Genomic DNA, 15,196 nt, shown 5'->3' on the forward strand with positions numbered 1-15,196 from the left:
ATTCTCCATTGAAGCATGATATCGTATTGAAGGAGACAGGATCAAATACAGGTTTGTCTGATAATGAAACAGCCGGCTGTAGTGCTTTGCTTGTGGGGGCTACCGGCTTAATAGGTTCTGCTTTGCTCAGGCAGCTCCTTCGCGATCCTCTCGTAAGAGAGGTAACGGTTCTCGCCAGGCGGCCAATAGTGGTCAAGGGGTTAGGGACAACAAGCGAGAGGATGAAGCTGAGGGTTATCGTGGCAGACCTTGATGACATGGATCAAGCGTTAGATCAGGTAACCGTCGACGCAGTGTTCTGCACGCTAGGGACGACGATTAAAGCGGCCAAGACGCGAGAAGCATTCCGGAGAGTTGATTACGATTATCCGTTAATGCTGGCTCATTTTGCAGAACGAACGGGTGCCTCTCTTTTCTCTGTTGTTACGGCAATGGGAGCGGATTCAAGCTCGAACATCTTTTATAGCAGAGTCAAAGGAGAGCTGCAGGATGCGCTGGCCCGTTTGCATATTCCGATCGTGCAGGTATTCCAACCCTCTCTTCTGCTTGGTGAGCGGACAGCCGTTCGACCAGGCGAAGCCATCGGGGCGTTTGTATCAAAGGGGCTGCAGTTTGCGATGATTGGTCCTTTGCGGAAATATCGGCCGATAAAGGGAACGGATGTGGCATTAGCGATGATCCGGGCAGCAGAAAACGCAGTGACAAAAGATGCTGCAGCCGCTGCAAGCAAGGCACCGGCTATATATTATTATCCATCGGACAAAATTGCCGATTTGGCAGTACATACAACGGGGTGAAACAGCTTGAGAATTAATAAGTTTATTAGTGAAACGGGATATTGCTCCAGGCGTGAGGCGGATAAGCTGGTAGACGGCGGACGCGTAACAATTAACGGTGTTACGGCACAGCTCGGCAGTCAGGCTGAGCTTGGCGACGATGTGCGTGTCGATGGCCAAAAAATCGGCGAGCAAAAAAACCATGTTTATATTGCGCTGAATAAGCCGGTAGGCATTACGAGTACGACTGAGCTTCATATCAAAGGAAATATTGTTGATTTTGTCGGTCATTCAGAGCGTATCTTTCCAATAGGCAGGCTGGATAAGGATTCAGAGGGACTGATTCTTCTAACGAATGACGGAGACATCGTGAACCCGATTCTCCGCTCGGAGGGGAAGCATGAGAAGGAATATTTGGTCACGGTGGATAAGCCCGTGACAGACGCATTCCTGCAAGGGATGGCGAGCGGTGTTCGCATTTTGGGAAGCATGACTTTGCCGTGTGTGGTAACGAGAGTTACGGACCGGGTATTCCGCATTATTTTAACAGAAGGTCGAAACCGCCAAATCCGCAGAATGTGCGAGGCGTTTGGCTATCATGTAAGGCGGCTGCAGCGGGAGCGTATTATGAACATCCAGCTCGCAGGACTGCATGTCGGGAAGTGGAGAGACCTGACGGAGGCCGAGAAGGCGACGTTATTTGAAACGCTGAGTTATAAGCCAGTGTAGGACCGAGAATAAAAGAAAAACCCTGAACCACACTCCGTTTGTGAGTGGGTTCAGGGTTTTTTGTTTATTATTTCGTTACGGCTAGACTCTGCGGATTTGTTTCATCGGAGTAGCTGTGCATGATTGAAACCTCAACCCGGCGGTTTTTGGACTTGCCTGCCGCCGTTTTGTTATCGGCTACCGGCCGATATTCGCCATAGCCGATAGCGCTGAAGCGTTCGGGCTTTAGCTGTTTATTTTCGAGCAATATATCCATAAAACGAATGGCACGCATCGAGCTCAAATCCCAATTCGACTTGAAGAAGACATTCGAGATCGGCGTCGTATCGGTATGGCCGGATACGATGACCTGGTAATCCGGATATTGCTGGAGCATCTTGCCAATGGCAACGGCCAGCGCTTTCGATTCTGGCTTGACAGACGCTTGCGCCGGGGCAAACAAGGCGTTGTCGCTAATGGTAATCATGAGCTGGGAAAGATTGAGCTTCGTTTCCAAATCGGTTGTTAGGCCGTTCTTTTTGATATAAGCGTCAACCTTCTTCTTCAGATCCTCAAGATCCTTTTGCTCCTGCTCCATAATGGCCTTGCGAGCTTTTTCCTCAGCGGTTTGGTCTTGCGTCTGTTCCTTGCTATCATCCTTGGAATCAATAATGCCGCCGGCTTCGTCCTGTTTCTTTCCGTCATCCTCACCAGATTTCACGATGGACGATTCGGTTAGAACGCCGCTGCCCGTGCTGAGTGCAACGCTAAAGGCTTTGGACATTTCTTCGAACTTTTTCACGTCGACGGAGTTCATGGAGTACAACACGATAAAGAGTGCGAGCAGCAGGGTGAGCAAGTCGGCATAAGGAATGAGCCAGGATTCATCAACATGCTCTTCATGTTCTTCGTGTCTATGCTTTCTGCTCAACGGCGCCTTCCTCCTTCTCCCTCATCTTCAATCTTTCTGTAGGTGTAAGGAACACGGACAGCTTCTGATTAATCGCGATCGTCGACACACCGGATTGAATGGATAGAAGACCTTCAACCATCATAAGACGAATTTGGATTTCCAGCTTAGACATACGTTTTAGTTTGTTAGCAATGGGATGCCATAGTACATAACCTGTAAAGATACCAAGCAATGTAGCGATAAAAGCACCCGCGATAGCATGGGCGAGCTTCGCCATGTCACTCATATCGGCAAGCGCCGCGATCAAGCCTACAACCGCGCCAAGTACACCAAGCGTAGGAGCGTATGTGCCGGCCTGCGTAAAAATAAGCGCGCCCGCCTTATGGCGGTCTTCCGTTGCTGCAATGTCCTCAAGCAATACGTCACGAACGAAATCTTGGTCATTTCCATCAATAATCATACGCATGCCGTTCCGAAGGAACGTATCTTCAATTTCATCAACTTTTGCTTCAAGAGCAAGCAAGCCCTCGCGGCGCGTAATGGATGCCCACTCCATGAAACGTTGAATCAGTTCATCACGCTGAGGCAGCTTTTGCTCGGTAAATACCATTTTAAACAGCTTCCCGATCTTGGAAAGCTCGGATATGGGAAAGGCGATCATAACAGACGCTACAGTTCCCAAAATAATAATCATATAAGCAGCAGGATTTAAAAGAGACGACAGGTGTGCTCCTTTTAAAACCATCCCTCCGAGTACAGCGATTAACCCTAGAACAAGTCCGATAATTGTTGAATTTTTCATCATACACCCCGTCCAAATCATTTTCGACATTTCTCTACTTCTTCTATTATCGACATATGGGCATTCTGAAGTTAGAGTAAATGAAACGTTTTGGAAGCGAACGCGTTAAAATTTGCGAAAATGCGGTAGAATAGTAGAGAGATGTGTATAAAAAATGACGATGATAAAGGTGGTATACGCAAATGGGCGTTAGACATGCAAGGGAATATGCAGATATATTGAAGGATTTGACTGCGGCAGTAGCTGAGATCGAGCACAGCTACACTTTTTTTGAAATGGAGCCGGAGGAATGGTCTGTGCTTCCCGTAGAGGATCGGCATGAGGTAATGGAGGCATTGGCGGACGATGTGTTCTTTGGCTTAGGCGAAAACCCGGTAATAGAGGTGGGCACTGGCGTAATTACCTATAATAACAAACATCATGTGATTGAGGTTTCCCAGGATGATAAAGTGACGCAAATTATTAGGCTGATATAATAATCGATATATTGAGCACGATTGAGGGAGCTTATTGTCGGATCTTTACATTTTATGTCGACTCTATTACAATGTTATTCAATTAAGTATGATAGATAATATAACATGCATGTAACATAGAGGAGACCGCTATGAATGAGTGCTTATCATCGCTGCTGCTGCCGAAGGCGCTTGGTTTAGACGGTGAAACACTAGCCGCATTTTATCAGCCCATTATAGCAATGGATACAAGACGAATCATGGGTTATGAGGTGCTTGGCCGAGCGGTAAAGGGCGATTCGGTTCGCAGTCTGGGGCCATTTTTCTGTGATGACCAAATTGCGGAGGAGGACCACATTGTCGTGGATCGGTTGCTTCGCGAGCAGGCTTTCTCAAAGCTGACGTTATTGGAAGAGCAGCCCATGCTTTTCATAAATTTAAAGCCGTCATGGATTTATCGGTATGAGCAGAACGGCGAGCTGTACACGTTGTCCTTGCTCGACAAATACGGCATTGATCCGAAGCGTATCGTCATCGAAATCACGGAGGAAAGCTTTCACGGCTCCATGGAGAGGCTTCGCTCCGTGGTTGACCTATACCGGGCTAGAGGCTGCTTAATCGCCATTGACGATGTCGGCAGCGGCTTCAGCAGTACGGATCGCATTGCGCATATTCAGCCGAATCTGCTTAAAATCGATATTCATATGATTAAAAAGAGCGCGACGCATGACGGCTATTTTGGAGTGCTGCGCTCCTTCTCCGATTTGGCGGAGCAAATTGGCGCTTCACTGCTGGTTGAAGGCGTAGAGACGCGGGAGGACTTGGCTCGCTCCATACAGGCTGGCGCACGGTACGTTCAAGGCTTTATGTTTGCAAGAGCGGAGCCGGAGTTTCGGGAACCCGGATGTTTTGCAGCGATAATTGAAGCGGAGCTGGAGCAGCATTTGCAGCATTATGTAGGCTCCGAGAGAGATTTGCAGAGGCAATCGGAGCAGCTGGCCGAGCAGCTGATTGAGCTGGTACAGAAAGCGGAGTACCCCGAAGACAAGGATGAATGGATCGAGGAGCTGCTTCCTGAGCTTTAGGATCATTGTATACGGGTTTACTTATGTAATGATGACGGCATTCAGCTGTCCTCGAATTTTTGCCGGGAATCGGAACAAGCATGGCGGCGAGAGGTCCAGTATCGCGGGGCGAATTGGAGCTGGCGCCCCTATTTTGTTCCTAACCTGGTTCAACTAAACGAGAATCGGCGCGCAATCGTATCACGAGCTTATACGGATCTGGATTCCCATGTCTGGATTCGAACCGTATCGGTGCTGGTTGCGCCTGGGCTTATATTATTTATGGATTTGAAGGATACCGAGCGAGATGCCCAGCGGCTTTAATGCGCGCCAGGCTCATAAACCATGCAGTGGCATTCAGCGAAGCCTGCAGGTGTCGAACGCGAATAGGTATCCGTAATTTGAAAGCCTGCTTGCTGGTACGCGCGAATGGCGCGCTTATTCCAAGCCAGCACCTCCAAATCAACTTCGTTTTGAGGGGCGCGGCGCTGAGCTTCCGACACAATAAGCTGTGTGAATGCGGGGCCTAAGCCGCGGCTGCAAAGGTCAGGCCGGAGTCCAAGCCCAAGCCGTGTCACGCCGGTTATCGGAAAGAATTGCGCAAAGCCGATCAAATGGAGGCTTTTATCCACTACAGCAGCATATTGAGACGCACGAAGGACGGAATCGCCAAATTCGATTTCGTCTTTTTTCATTTGCTCCCATGACGGCCAATTATAGCAATCATAGGGTGCATCATAGCTCCAACTGCAGATATCCTGCGCATGAGCAATTTCGAGCTGATGTATGGTCATATCGAATGATTCTCGATTATAATGGGTGGAGCTTTGGTTGCTTGTCATAGGTCGGTACCTCCGTTGGAATGAGCTGCTGCTTAACGGGTAAACGGGTTGAAACAGGATAATTATATCAGACAGGCGCAAGAAGAGCGTGCGTATATAAGGAGAAGCATAAGAATGAAGAAGTTAATTTGGCTTGGATGTTTGTCATACCTTGTAATTGGAGTTGCCCATGTGGTGGGCGGGTCCATTTTGGAGCAGCTTATCGATTATTACGGATTAACCTATAAAGACGGCGGGCAATGGATCATGAACCAGTTTCTCGGTTTTCTGGTAGGTGTTCTGCTCGCGCCGTCCATTACCGCGAGGGTTGGTAAACGGGGTGCCGTGTTAATAGCAATGGGTATACTCACGCTTAGTGAAGCAGCTTACAGCCTGCTGCTTCCTTGGGGCTGGATGCTGGCGATTGCCCCGCTCGCGGGACTCGGCTTTGGGATGACTGAAGCGGTAGTCGGCGCCATGATTATTGATATGGCGAAAAACGGTAAGGCGTCCGCGATGAGCCGCTTGGAAACCTTTTTTGGCGTTGGTGCTTTATTGATTCCCATCGCAGCGGCTTATCTTATTCAGCAAAGCATCTGGCAGGTTTCCTTCCCCATACTGGCTGCAATGTCCGGCATCACCTTCGTGCTGTGGTTGACCATGTCATTCGGTGAGCTGGATAACCAGCTCGGGTATATGCCAGTCAGGGCTGTGGTGCAAGGCAAGGCATCTGAGCCAGAAGGGGGAGCTGCTGCTCATGCTGCTGAAGCTTCCGTCTTTTTTGGCTATCCGCGCAAAGCGCTGCCATTCCTCTTGTTGTCGGCCTTATTTTTTATGATTTACGTGGGCATGGAAATGAGCTTCTCGAACTATCTTCCTTCTATTCTCATCGTTCGTTCGGAGGTTGATGAGTCCAGCGCTGCAGCTGCTCTCAGCTTATTCTGGGGGACGATGGTGCTTGGCCGTCTGTTTGCCGGCGTGCTAGCGGATCGAATGGGCTACTCCCGTTACTTGTTCATCGCAACGGCGGGGGCTTCCGTTATATTTGTTTTAATGGCCGTTATGGGACAGCTAAGCTGGATGCTTGCGCTCGTTGCCTTGAGCGGGTTGTTCTTCTCAGGTATTTTCGGAATTGCTCTCGTATATGCCAATGAGCTTATTCCGGGAATGACCGAAAGAACCACCAGCTTGCTTGTGGCATGCGGCGGTCTTGGAGGCGCTATTTTCCCGCGAGTGACGGGCTGGTTTATGGATCAGTACAATGTACAGTCCACCTTATGGTATGTTAGCGCGCTCGTTATACTAATGCTGGTTCTGCTGGCGGTTATGCTTGTTCTGGGAAGAAAACAGAAGCAGGGAATTCGCTCGCAGATTTAAGGTTGTTAGAAGATAAGAGTTTCGAAAGTAATGAAAAACCTCCGTATTTGCTGTTTCAAAGCAAATACGGAGGTTTATTCGTTAGTAAACAAAAGAAATATGGAACGGCTTGTCCGACTCTTGGTGATTGGAGACGGCTACTTCAGTATCGTTTTGTATACTTCAATAGCACGCGCTCGCGATGCTTTTAGATCGACAATAGCTCCGCTTTGCGGCAGGTGAATCTCCTTATCGGATAAATGCTCTAAATGAGGAAGCCAACGCCTAATATAGCTTCCGCTAGGATCATGTGCTCGCGATTGCGCAGCCGGGTTCATAACGCGGAAATAGGGAGCAGCGTCATATCCAAGAGAGGAGCACCACAGCCAACCGCCTCGGTTAAGCGTATTGTCATAATCGCCCAAGTGAAGGCGGAAATACTGCTCACCAAGCGTAAAAGGGCAAAGCAGGTTTTTGGTTAGAAACATGGCCGTTACCATTCGCAAACGGTTGGGCAGTTCACCTGTGCGGTTGAGCTGTGTCATAGCCGCATCAATGATCGGAATACCTGTGGCAGCCGAAGCCCATGCTTCAAAATTCGTATCCGAAAGCGGAGACAAATCAGCAAGCTGCTCATACCGGAAAAAATCATCATGATACATCGCTTGATACAAATAAAAATCACGCCATGCGAGCTGGCGGACCCAAGTTTCCGCACCGGGCAGCCCTTCCGTAAGCTCGTAAGCGTGACGAGCAGAGAGGGCGCCTGTATTCAGGAACCGAGCAAGCCCGCTTGTATGCTCCGCAGCGTAAGCGTCACGGCCATTTGCGTATGAAGCAAGGCGCTCACGTACGAAACGGTCCAGCTTAGCGAGCGACTTCGGCGCCCCTTCTACGTTCGTGCCGCCAAGCGCGCAAGAAACGGTTTCTGGCAGCGCGAATGCAAGAGCGACCTTGCCGTCTATTTCGCATAGGGTTGCAAGTTCCTGAACCGCCGTGTCGCTCGCCCTGTTATAGCACTCAAGCATAAAGGTGCACCACATGCGGTAAAAGGGTGTAAATACCTTATAAGGCTCGGAGCGCCGAGCAAATGCAGGGAACGCTTCTAAGTCAGCAAGCGGCGCGTCTGCAATCGGCATCCAGCGTCGTCCTAAAAGGCGAGTGATCTGCTGCAGCCGTTCATCCCTTTGGCGTGAGTAAGGCGTGTAGTCTGCATGGACGATGACTTCTTCAATCGGATGAGCCTGCAAAAGAGCATCAGTAATCGATGCAGGGTCTCCGTAAAGCACATGCAGCTCCTTTCCTGCATTAGAGTAGCTGTGCAGCAAGGAGGCGGCTTGCGCCATAAAGTTTCGGCCGCTATGACTGGTCATTCGGCCGCCGCCAATAAGCACGGGATCTATGATTAGCAGATGAATGCCTTGTGTATCCTTTTTTCTTAAATAGTCAAAGGCGCGCATATCTGTCGTGCGCAAGTCCTTGCGATGAATAAACAAATACATCAGGCATAGCTCCTTCTCCAAAAGCGGCAAATGATAGACCGCAATCGGCTTGAAATGAAACAGCAAAGCCGCAAGTCGTTTGTCGCAAGAGGACAAAAAACTGCGGCTTTGCTGGATGAGTCTACCCGTGCAACCCTCAAAACGAGGGATTAGGTTACTCTATTGAGCGTCGGCATTCGTTTGGAAAGAATCCGCATCCATGACACGACGTGCAGTCACATAACGGTCTTCATAATAGGATGAGTTAAGTTTGTCTGTTACAACGCCTCTACTAAGGGATGTATGTGCAAACTTGCCATCTCCAATGTAAATGCCAACATGGGATACGGCGCTGTTGTTGCCGCCAGCTGTGTCGAAGAACACAAGATCTCCCGGAATTAGGTCTGATTTAGCGACCTTCGTGCCTGATTTTGCTTGCGAGCCGGAAGTGCGCGGAAGATCGATGCCCATTTTATCGAACACATAGCTCGTAAAGCCGGAGCAATCAAAACCTCTCGACGTCGTTCCGCCGCTTTTGTACGGAGTACCAATAACATCACTGATAACTCCGTTTAATTTCGAGTCTGCGAAAGCGCCTCCCGCTTGAAAAGCGAGCACGAGAACGAGACCCAGGAGTATTGCGGTAACCTTTTTCAATTGTGAAACTCCTTCCAATGCCGACGAGGTTAGCTGTGGGGTTCGGTTGAAGGTTCCCTATGATTCCTCAGGCGCTGCAAGTTAATCAGACGTCAGAATCAATTCACCCAAAGTGGTTCCCCCGTTTCCCGATAGGGAATTAGGCCGTTTTTTATTGCTCTTGAGAATTATTCGATTATTTTCATTCATCTCCTGCCTTTAATTGCAATTTCTAATAATTCTCATGTAACCTTTTGGCAATTCGCTCCGTTTAAACGTTTTTTGTGTAAAATAAACGCTCAATAGTAGTTCTTTCTAACTAAAAGCCATGACTCAATTTCATTAATTATGTGGTTATTGTGTAAAATATACCGATTTGTCCTTTGGCAGAGGTGTGGAGCGGGCTAGTCTAAAGTCCCATAAACGGCGGCAGTTAGCGGTTTATTCGTATAAGATTAAAAAAATCTCATCTATTTTAGCGCTAGATTATAAGGCAAACAGACGGATTGGGACAAGGAACGACTTCTATGTCGTTATTGAAAAGAAAAAGGGACCGTTTATATAAACGGCCCCTTTCGGGAAGAAGCATTTCATTTATTTGGCGGTAATGATTTTCTCGGAAATGAGCTGCGGATCGCCGTTCTTCTGTTCCATCCAAAAACGCAGCTTGTATTTGCCTGCGTATTTAAAGTCATAAGAGACAAGCTTCGAGCTGAACCAGAAGGTATCCTTCTCAACAAATTCCTTGAAATCATCATCATCCTGGCTGCGCCGGTCAATGGTGGTTTCTTTATCGTTAGGGTCAACAAGAGTGACCTTAAATTCCGTAATAGGGATATTTAGGTTATCGATTTGCGCTTGCACCAAAAACTTCTGAACGCTGCCTTTATCAACCTGCCCGAACATCGTTCTTTTCTCATTCATCAGAAACATATGAACGTTGGGCTTCTGAATGACCAGCTTCTTCTCGCTTCCCCTCCACTGGATAAAAGCTTGCAAGGAGTCGCTTAAGGAGCGGATATTGATGTACACCTTATCATCTACGAGCAAACCATCCTCTGAGGATTGCTTGTTATTGTAAATCAGCGTTACCTTCTGCATTAATTTGTCTGCTGCAACTAATGAACCGCCAGATATAAGCAATGCCATCGATATGATAATCAGTTTTTTACGCATCATTTGCGTGTATCCCCCATTGTTCAGATTCTCTTAACTATTTATACAGAAATGCCATCATTTAGTTGCGCTTGTCTGCAAAATAAAAAAGCCTTCGTTTCCACAGTAATCGTGGAGCTGAGGGCTTCTTATTCCTATAATGGCTACGGCCGTTTACGCTACTACAATTGTTTGGTTTGCAGGTAATCGTACTGCGCGGCTATCGTCCATACCTTCATCAGTGTTCGAATCAGGTGATAGCCCTGATGCAGAATGAGTGCGAACAACCCAGCCCATAGCATGGATAAACTCGTGACAGCGAGTCCCACGGCAGCTCCAATCCCCCACATGATAAGCGATAGGGCTCCATAGGAGATAAAATTTCGAAGCGCCCGCCAAAGGGAACGGAATATGCCTTCGCCCGAAGCGGCGCCGAACTGCATGGCTAGGAACAACAGGTGCAGCAGCGTGCCCCAAAGCAGCCACAGCGCTGCGCCGGGAAGAACCGCCTGCAGCAGTTCAGGCACAGAGCCGCTCTCCAGCAGGGCATCAAGCGAGCGCGGCAGCAAATACCAAGCAGGGGCAAGCGAGAGGATGGCCTCGATCCAGTAGAGGAGAACCACGGGCTTCCACGCTTTGCGGATGCCCTCCAAAAACCGGGTCCCCCCGTCTGACCGGGCTTGGTTCAGCGAATAGAAAAGCCCGGCATTAAACAAGGGGGTGATCAGCATTCTTGCAACGAGAAGGCTTCCAAGCGTCCAAACGTACGGAGAGATGATATCGGTCTTGAACAGCTGGAACTGTGCTTCGGTCATGAAGAGCTGAGCGGCAATGTCAGACGGATATGAGCTCGGATATCTCCGCAGCAGTGGGGATATGACCGAATCAATGAACCGGTAGAGGAAAAATCCCCATAGCAGCTGGTATAAGAATAATAAAATAACGAGGTAAAAATGTTTAACCGCGAGTTGCCAGCCTTGCTTCAAATGTATCTTCATCGTTTATCGCTCCTTGAACGCAGTTACTTACCAGCTCAGCGACCCGAGCAGTCCTTCAATTAGCTTGACTGCGCCGAGGCTCCATCTCGTCCGCTTGTCCTCAGGCAGTTGAGCCTGCATATAGTTGTTGATGAGCTTGTTGTCGAGCACATTGCTGTAACTAGGGTCGACAATGGCCCATTCAATCGGAGACGAATGCAGCAGCTTGTATTGCATATGGGATTCCTCGGCGTTCCATAGCTTCGTTACTTGGGAGCCGTCTGTAAATTTCATTAGAACTTTGATGTCGCCATTGCTGCCGCCGTTCTTTTTGACGAGCACAATCGATTCATACATCTGGGATCCGTCTTTCGTAACCGGACGAACATGTATGGATTCAATAGAGAAATCAGCCATTTGATCGTCGTATACGTACTGGCTGAAATAATCATGCCAATTGCCTTTGGTTACCTGCTCGACAACACGCTGGAAATCAGCGGTGTTCGGGTGCTTGAATTTATATTTTTGAAAATAGGTGCGTAATATTTTCTGCATGGTCCTGGAGCCGACCTGATTTTCTATTCCGACAAGCACGAGCTTGGCCCGCATATATACGTTTTCTGCGTATTGCGAGTGGCTGCCATAGGACCAGGACAGCTGCTTGAGCGGCGCGGGATCGGTCATATAACTGGCCTCCATTCGCAAATTTGACTCTAAACCATAAGCGGTTTCCATGACTTTATCCTCGGCGTAGGACGTAAAGCCTTCGTCCAGCCAAGCCTCTTCGAACTCGTTGGAGGCCACCATTCCGTACCAGTATTGATGTCCGATCTCATGCACTACCGTACGCTCGAGATCGTAGCCGGGATTTTCTTTCTCAGCGGCAAAGGCGGTAATGAGTGTTGGATACTCCATGCCGCCGGCTCCATTTGCCCCTTTCGGAGGCACAACGACCGAGAGCGTGCTGTAAGGGTACTCGCCATACCACTTCGCATAGCTGGAGAGAGCGGACTTGGCTGCGTGCATATAACGATCCTTTAGGGCCGCATGCGTGGGATCGAGGTATAGCTTGATCCGTACGCCTGGAATACCCGTATCGGAGTAGGCCGTCTCCTCATAAACAAAGTCCGGTGAGGCTGACCAAGCAAAATCGTGAACGTCATCCGCGTAAAATTGGTAAACCTTCATCTGGTCTTTGATTTCTATTGGCTTGGTTTGGAAGCCGGTAGCAGCAACCGTGTAGGCTTCAGGAACCTTAATCCTTACACTGTATATGCCGAAGTCGCTGTAAAACTCGGAATTCCCATGGTATTGGTGTACATTCCAGCCTTCGAAGGTACGTCCCCGTGTTCCAATCGGTTCATAGACGGCGAGCTTCGGAAACCATTGTCCCGCCATGACGAAATTACCGGAATAGCCCATTCTTGCAAAAACCTCGGGCAGCTTCACCTCATAGCCCATTCGAAGCGTTACGGATTTGCCTGGGTCCACAGGCTCAGGCAGGCGTATTTTGGCCAAGGTGAAGTCATCGGCGTTGCCGTCATCAGGCTGCACGTATTGCAGACGCGGCAGCAGGCTCTCGCCGTTAAGCGTCTCTAACGTTAGCAGCTTCATATAGCCTTGGCTGTTCTGGGTTGCTTTGTCCTGACGGAGCTTGCCGCCGGACTCCTTCATAAACGTGGATTGCTCCGAATGAAAGGCGTTTGGGTACAGATGGAAATAGAGCTCGGACACTGTTTTTTTGCCGGGGTTGGTCCAGGTTACAGTCTGATCACCGTTTAATTGCTTTGCGTTATCAACTAACTGTACGCTGATATGGTACTCAACGATACGTTTGCTGAGCTCCTGCGGTTTTGGTGTCATGACCGTATTCGGTTCCTGCACGACTGGCGGCTTGGCCGATTTTTGCGCAGGGGCTGGTGCTTGCTTGGCTTTGGCGGCGGGGGCGAAAGCATAAGTATATTGGGATTGCCAAGCAGTCCCGAAGCCGTACTGCACAGATAATCCGAGCATGACGACTGCGAGTATTACGAGTAAAATTCGTTTGAAATAGCGTGGAGTCATTGAACGTTTCCCTCCCGTTGACAAGCATCTACAGCATGTATATGTTTGCTTTTCGATGATTATTAGCTAAAATGGAATTATTGTATTGGGGAAGGTGTGAATACGCATGACGGAAGAACAAGGACAGCCGGCTCAGCCGGAAAAGAAGGAAAAGAAATCACTGTCGCTCAACGTAGTGAGCAACAAACAACATAAAGGATTTGGCGCGGGGACCATTGATTTGAGCGCCGTATCCTGTGTCATTATCGATGCTGGCGTCGCTTATATCGATGTAGGCGCCATGCATGCAAAGAGTAAAGTGGAGCGCGGCATCAAGTTTACGCCGAACAAAGAGGATACGCCAAACGGCCGCCAGTGCTGGATCGTATGGGTAGCCGTCGACCGCAAAGAGGAAGGCTCTTATTATGCCGGGGCAACGGCATGCGAGATGCTCATCGATTCCGAGGCGCGCCGCGGCTGGAAAATTCTTGCCGATCACGTCAACAAACTGGATCATTCCATTAAGCGCCGCTATAACCTGACGGAGCTTGGCGAGGTAGACAAAGCCGCGCTTCGCAAGCTGCTCGTTGAGCATAACCAAGAGTGGTGGGACCGCTCTCCGGAAGAGCTCAAGCAAGCGCTGAACGTGTAGCAGCGGGCATTTCGTGATTCGCAGTGCAGGCGTGTTCGCCAATAAGGGATGAGCATCCCCGTCATTCGTATGGGTTTCCTTACGAATGACGGGGTTTTCTGTGTGTTGGGGCAATTTTCGAAAGACATGAAAGTTTTTTTATTTTTAGTGCAGGGTAAGAAGGACTGGCCGGCGTCTATTAGACTGGGAAGGAGGGGAGCGACATTCAAGACGAGGATTGGATCATAGCGGTACAAAAGGGCGGGCCCGAGCATTATGGCCTTTTCGTGCAGGCATATGGTCCTTACATATATAGAACGGTCTTCGCCGTGCTTCACTCCCCGCATGATGCGGAGGATGTTACGCAGGAAGTGCTGCTGCAAATCTATCGCTCCCTTCCGGAATGCCGATTAGACGGGCTTAAAACGTGGATTACCCGCATTGCCGTTAATCGATCGATTGATTTCAAGCGAAGCAGGGCTCGCAGACCTGAGGAATTGGCAGACGACGATGCGATGTCTGAGAAAATGCATGAAGAAAATGCCGTAATGCCGGCTGCGGAGCTCGTTGCAATCGAGCAGGCTAACCGGAAGCATGTTCGCGAGCGGGTAGAAGAAATGCCGGATAACTACCGCGAGGTCGTAACCGCATTTTATATGGAGGACAAATCGTATGAGCAGATCGCGGCCGAAACTGGACTAGAGCTCAAAAGCGTAGAGTCCAGGCTGTACCGGGCACGAAGCTGGATGAAGCGCCACTGGCGGAAGGAGGATTTCGAATGAGGAATGGGCACATACCGCAGGATCTGATGAGTCGATATGTCAACGATAGGCTAGCTGAGACTGAACGAGCAGGGATAGAGCAGCATTTGACTGGCTGTGATTTCTGCTTGAACCTCTTTATGGCTGCGATTGCATCGTCTGAGGACGAGGAGCATTCATCCTTTTACGTCGGAGACAGCGAGTCTCGCATACCTCTACCTGATATGGTGCTGCTTGAGCAGCGCGTCGTTGGGCAGTTGAAGAGCGTACAAGAGCTCCATGAAACTAAAGCTGCAGCACCGAGCTTATCTGCGTCCAAGCATGAGAAGCCTCCCCGCCTGCGCACATGGCTTCAGCACCCAGTGACACACTACACGATAGCAGCCTCCATTACGCTGCTGCTGCTTGTCAGCGGAACCTTTACTTCCTTCTCGCAGAAGTTGGCGCAGATGGATATGAATGAGAACATGGAGCAGGCCATGCCTCCGAAACCGCCAGCGGCCAACGATAAACCTTCGGAATCGTGGTCGGACAAAATAGTCGATCAAACCGGATCATGGTTAGATGGCTTGAAAGCGACACGTTTTAAATAATAGAAAACAAGGACATGGAAAGGA

Annotated in this window: 17 protein-coding genes and 1 riboswitch; of the genes, 9 read left to right on the forward strand and 8 right to left on the reverse strand. The window is 49.3% G+C overall.

The features are described from left to right. Positions 1–8: 8 nt before the first annotated feature. Positions 9–797, forward strand: coding sequence for an NAD(P)H-binding protein (locus tag RCO25_RS24035; RefSeq protein ID WP_308998652.1), 789 nt, complete (start codon positions 9–11; stop codon positions 795–797). Positions 798–803: 6 nt separating this feature from the next. Continuing rightward, positions 804–1,505 (forward strand): 23S rRNA pseudouridine(2604) synthase RluF, encoded by a 702-nt coding sequence (gene rluF, locus RCO25_RS24040; RefSeq protein WP_308998653.1) that lies wholly within the window; start codon positions 804–806, stop codon positions 1,503–1,505. A 67-nt stretch (positions 1,506–1,572) separates the two neighbouring features. Here rluF and RCO25_RS24045 read toward each other — a convergent pair whose 3' ends face one another. Both RCO25_RS24045 and motA read right to left on the reverse strand, forming a co-directional pair. Further along, positions 1,573–2,415, reverse strand: a complete 843-nt coding sequence (locus tag RCO25_RS24045; RefSeq protein WP_308998654.1) for a flagellar motor protein MotB — start codon at positions 2,413–2,415, stop codon at positions 1,573–1,575. Beyond that, positions 2,399–3,199, reverse strand: a complete 801-nt coding sequence (gene motA, locus RCO25_RS24050; protein WP_308998695.1) for a flagellar motor stator protein MotA — start codon at positions 3,197–3,199, stop codon at positions 2,399–2,401. The genes RCO25_RS24045 and motA overlap by 17 nt, the downstream gene beginning before the upstream one ends. Positions 3,200–3,381: 182 nt before the next feature. On the opposite strand from motA, the gene RCO25_RS24055 reads away from it, so the two are divergent. The 3 genes from RCO25_RS24055 (at position 3,382) to RCO25_RS24065 (ending at position 5,042) form a co-directional block, all read left to right on the forward strand. Beyond that, positions 3,382–3,675, forward strand: a complete 294-nt coding sequence (locus RCO25_RS24055; RefSeq protein ID WP_308998655.1) for a hypothetical protein — start codon at positions 3,382–3,384, stop codon at positions 3,673–3,675. Between the two features lie 131 nt (positions 3,676–3,806). Beyond that, positions 3,807–4,739: an EAL domain-containing protein gene (locus tag RCO25_RS24060; protein WP_308998656.1), complete on the forward strand. Its 933-nt coding sequence runs from the start codon at positions 3,807–3,809 to the stop codon at positions 4,737–4,739. Between the two features lie 9 nt (positions 4,740–4,748). Next, entirely contained in the window at positions 4,749–5,042 is a 294-nt protein-coding gene (locus RCO25_RS24065; RefSeq protein ID WP_308998696.1) for an EAL-associated domain-containing protein, read from the forward strand. Here RCO25_RS24065 and RCO25_RS24070 read toward each other — a convergent pair. Beyond that, on the reverse strand, positions 5,039–5,560 hold the full coding sequence (locus tag RCO25_RS24070; RefSeq protein ID WP_374992154.1) for a GNAT family N-acetyltransferase: 522 nt from the start codon (positions 5,558–5,560) through the stop codon (positions 5,039–5,041). The two genes, RCO25_RS24065 and RCO25_RS24070, sit on opposite strands and share 4 nt — an antisense overlap. A 114-nt stretch (positions 5,561–5,674) precedes the next feature. On the opposite strand from RCO25_RS24070, the gene RCO25_RS24075 reads away from it, so the two are divergent. After that, positions 5,675–6,916 (forward strand): MFS transporter, encoded by a 1,242-nt coding sequence (locus RCO25_RS24075; RefSeq protein WP_308998657.1) that lies wholly within the window; start codon positions 5,675–5,677, stop codon positions 6,914–6,916. Positions 6,917–7,053: 137 nt separating this feature from the next. Here RCO25_RS24075 and RCO25_RS24080 read toward each other — a convergent pair whose 3' ends face one another. The 5 genes from RCO25_RS24080 to RCO25_RS24100 form a co-directional block, all read right to left on the reverse strand. Next, complete coding sequence (locus RCO25_RS24080) at positions 7,054–8,397, reverse strand: deoxyribodipyrimidine photo-lyase (protein ID WP_308998658.1); 1,344 nt, start codon at positions 8,395–8,397, stop codon at positions 7,054–7,056. Between the two features lie 159 nt (positions 8,398–8,556). Next, positions 8,557–9,033: a C40 family peptidase gene (locus tag RCO25_RS24085; protein WP_308998659.1), complete on the reverse strand. Its 477-nt coding sequence runs from the start codon at positions 9,031–9,033 to the stop codon at positions 8,557–8,559. Between the two features lie 3 nt (positions 9,034–9,036). Further along, a riboswitch (cyclic di-AMP (ydaO/yuaA leader) is annotated at positions 9,037–9,189 on the reverse strand. 417 nt (positions 9,190–9,606) lie between these two features. After that, entirely contained in the window at positions 9,607–10,191 is a 585-nt protein-coding gene (locus RCO25_RS24090; protein ID WP_308998660.1) for a hypothetical protein, read from the reverse strand. A gap of 158 nt (positions 10,192–10,349) precedes the next feature. Then, entirely contained in the window at positions 10,350–11,165 is an 816-nt protein-coding gene (locus RCO25_RS24095; RefSeq protein ID WP_308998661.1) for a hypothetical protein, read from the reverse strand. A 27-nt stretch (positions 11,166–11,192) separates the two neighbouring features. Further along, the gene (locus RCO25_RS24100) at positions 11,193–13,208 is read right to left on the reverse strand and encodes a M1 family metallopeptidase (RefSeq protein WP_308998662.1); all 2,016 of its coding nucleotides are present in this window, start codon (positions 13,206–13,208) and stop codon (positions 11,193–11,195) included. Between the two features lie 106 nt (positions 13,209–13,314). On the opposite strand from RCO25_RS24100, the gene RCO25_RS24105 reads away from it, so the two are divergent. The 3 genes from RCO25_RS24105 to RCO25_RS24115 all read left to right on the forward strand — a co-directional run bounded on the left by RCO25_RS24105 (position 13,315) and on the right by RCO25_RS24115 (position 15,172). Then, the gene (locus RCO25_RS24105; RefSeq protein WP_308998663.1) at positions 13,315–13,839 is read left to right on the forward strand and encodes a YwhD family protein; all 525 of its coding nucleotides are present in this window, start codon (positions 13,315–13,317) and stop codon (positions 13,837–13,839) included. Positions 13,840–14,105: 266 nt separating this feature from the next. Beyond that, positions 14,106–14,600, forward strand: coding sequence for a sigma-70 family RNA polymerase sigma factor (locus tag RCO25_RS24110; protein WP_308998664.1), 495 nt, complete (start codon positions 14,106–14,108; stop codon positions 14,598–14,600). Next, positions 14,597–15,172: a zf-HC2 domain-containing protein gene (locus tag RCO25_RS24115; RefSeq protein WP_308998665.1), complete on the forward strand. Its 576-nt coding sequence runs from the start codon at positions 14,597–14,599 to the stop codon at positions 15,170–15,172. The genes RCO25_RS24110 and RCO25_RS24115 overlap by 4 nt, the downstream gene beginning before the upstream one ends. Positions 15,173–15,196: the final 24 nt, after the last annotated feature.

It is taken from the genome of Paenibacillus sp. LHD-38 (genome assembly GCF_031157315.1).
Classification (GTDB): domain Bacteria; phylum Bacillota; class Bacilli; order Paenibacillales; family Paenibacillaceae; genus Pristimantibacillus.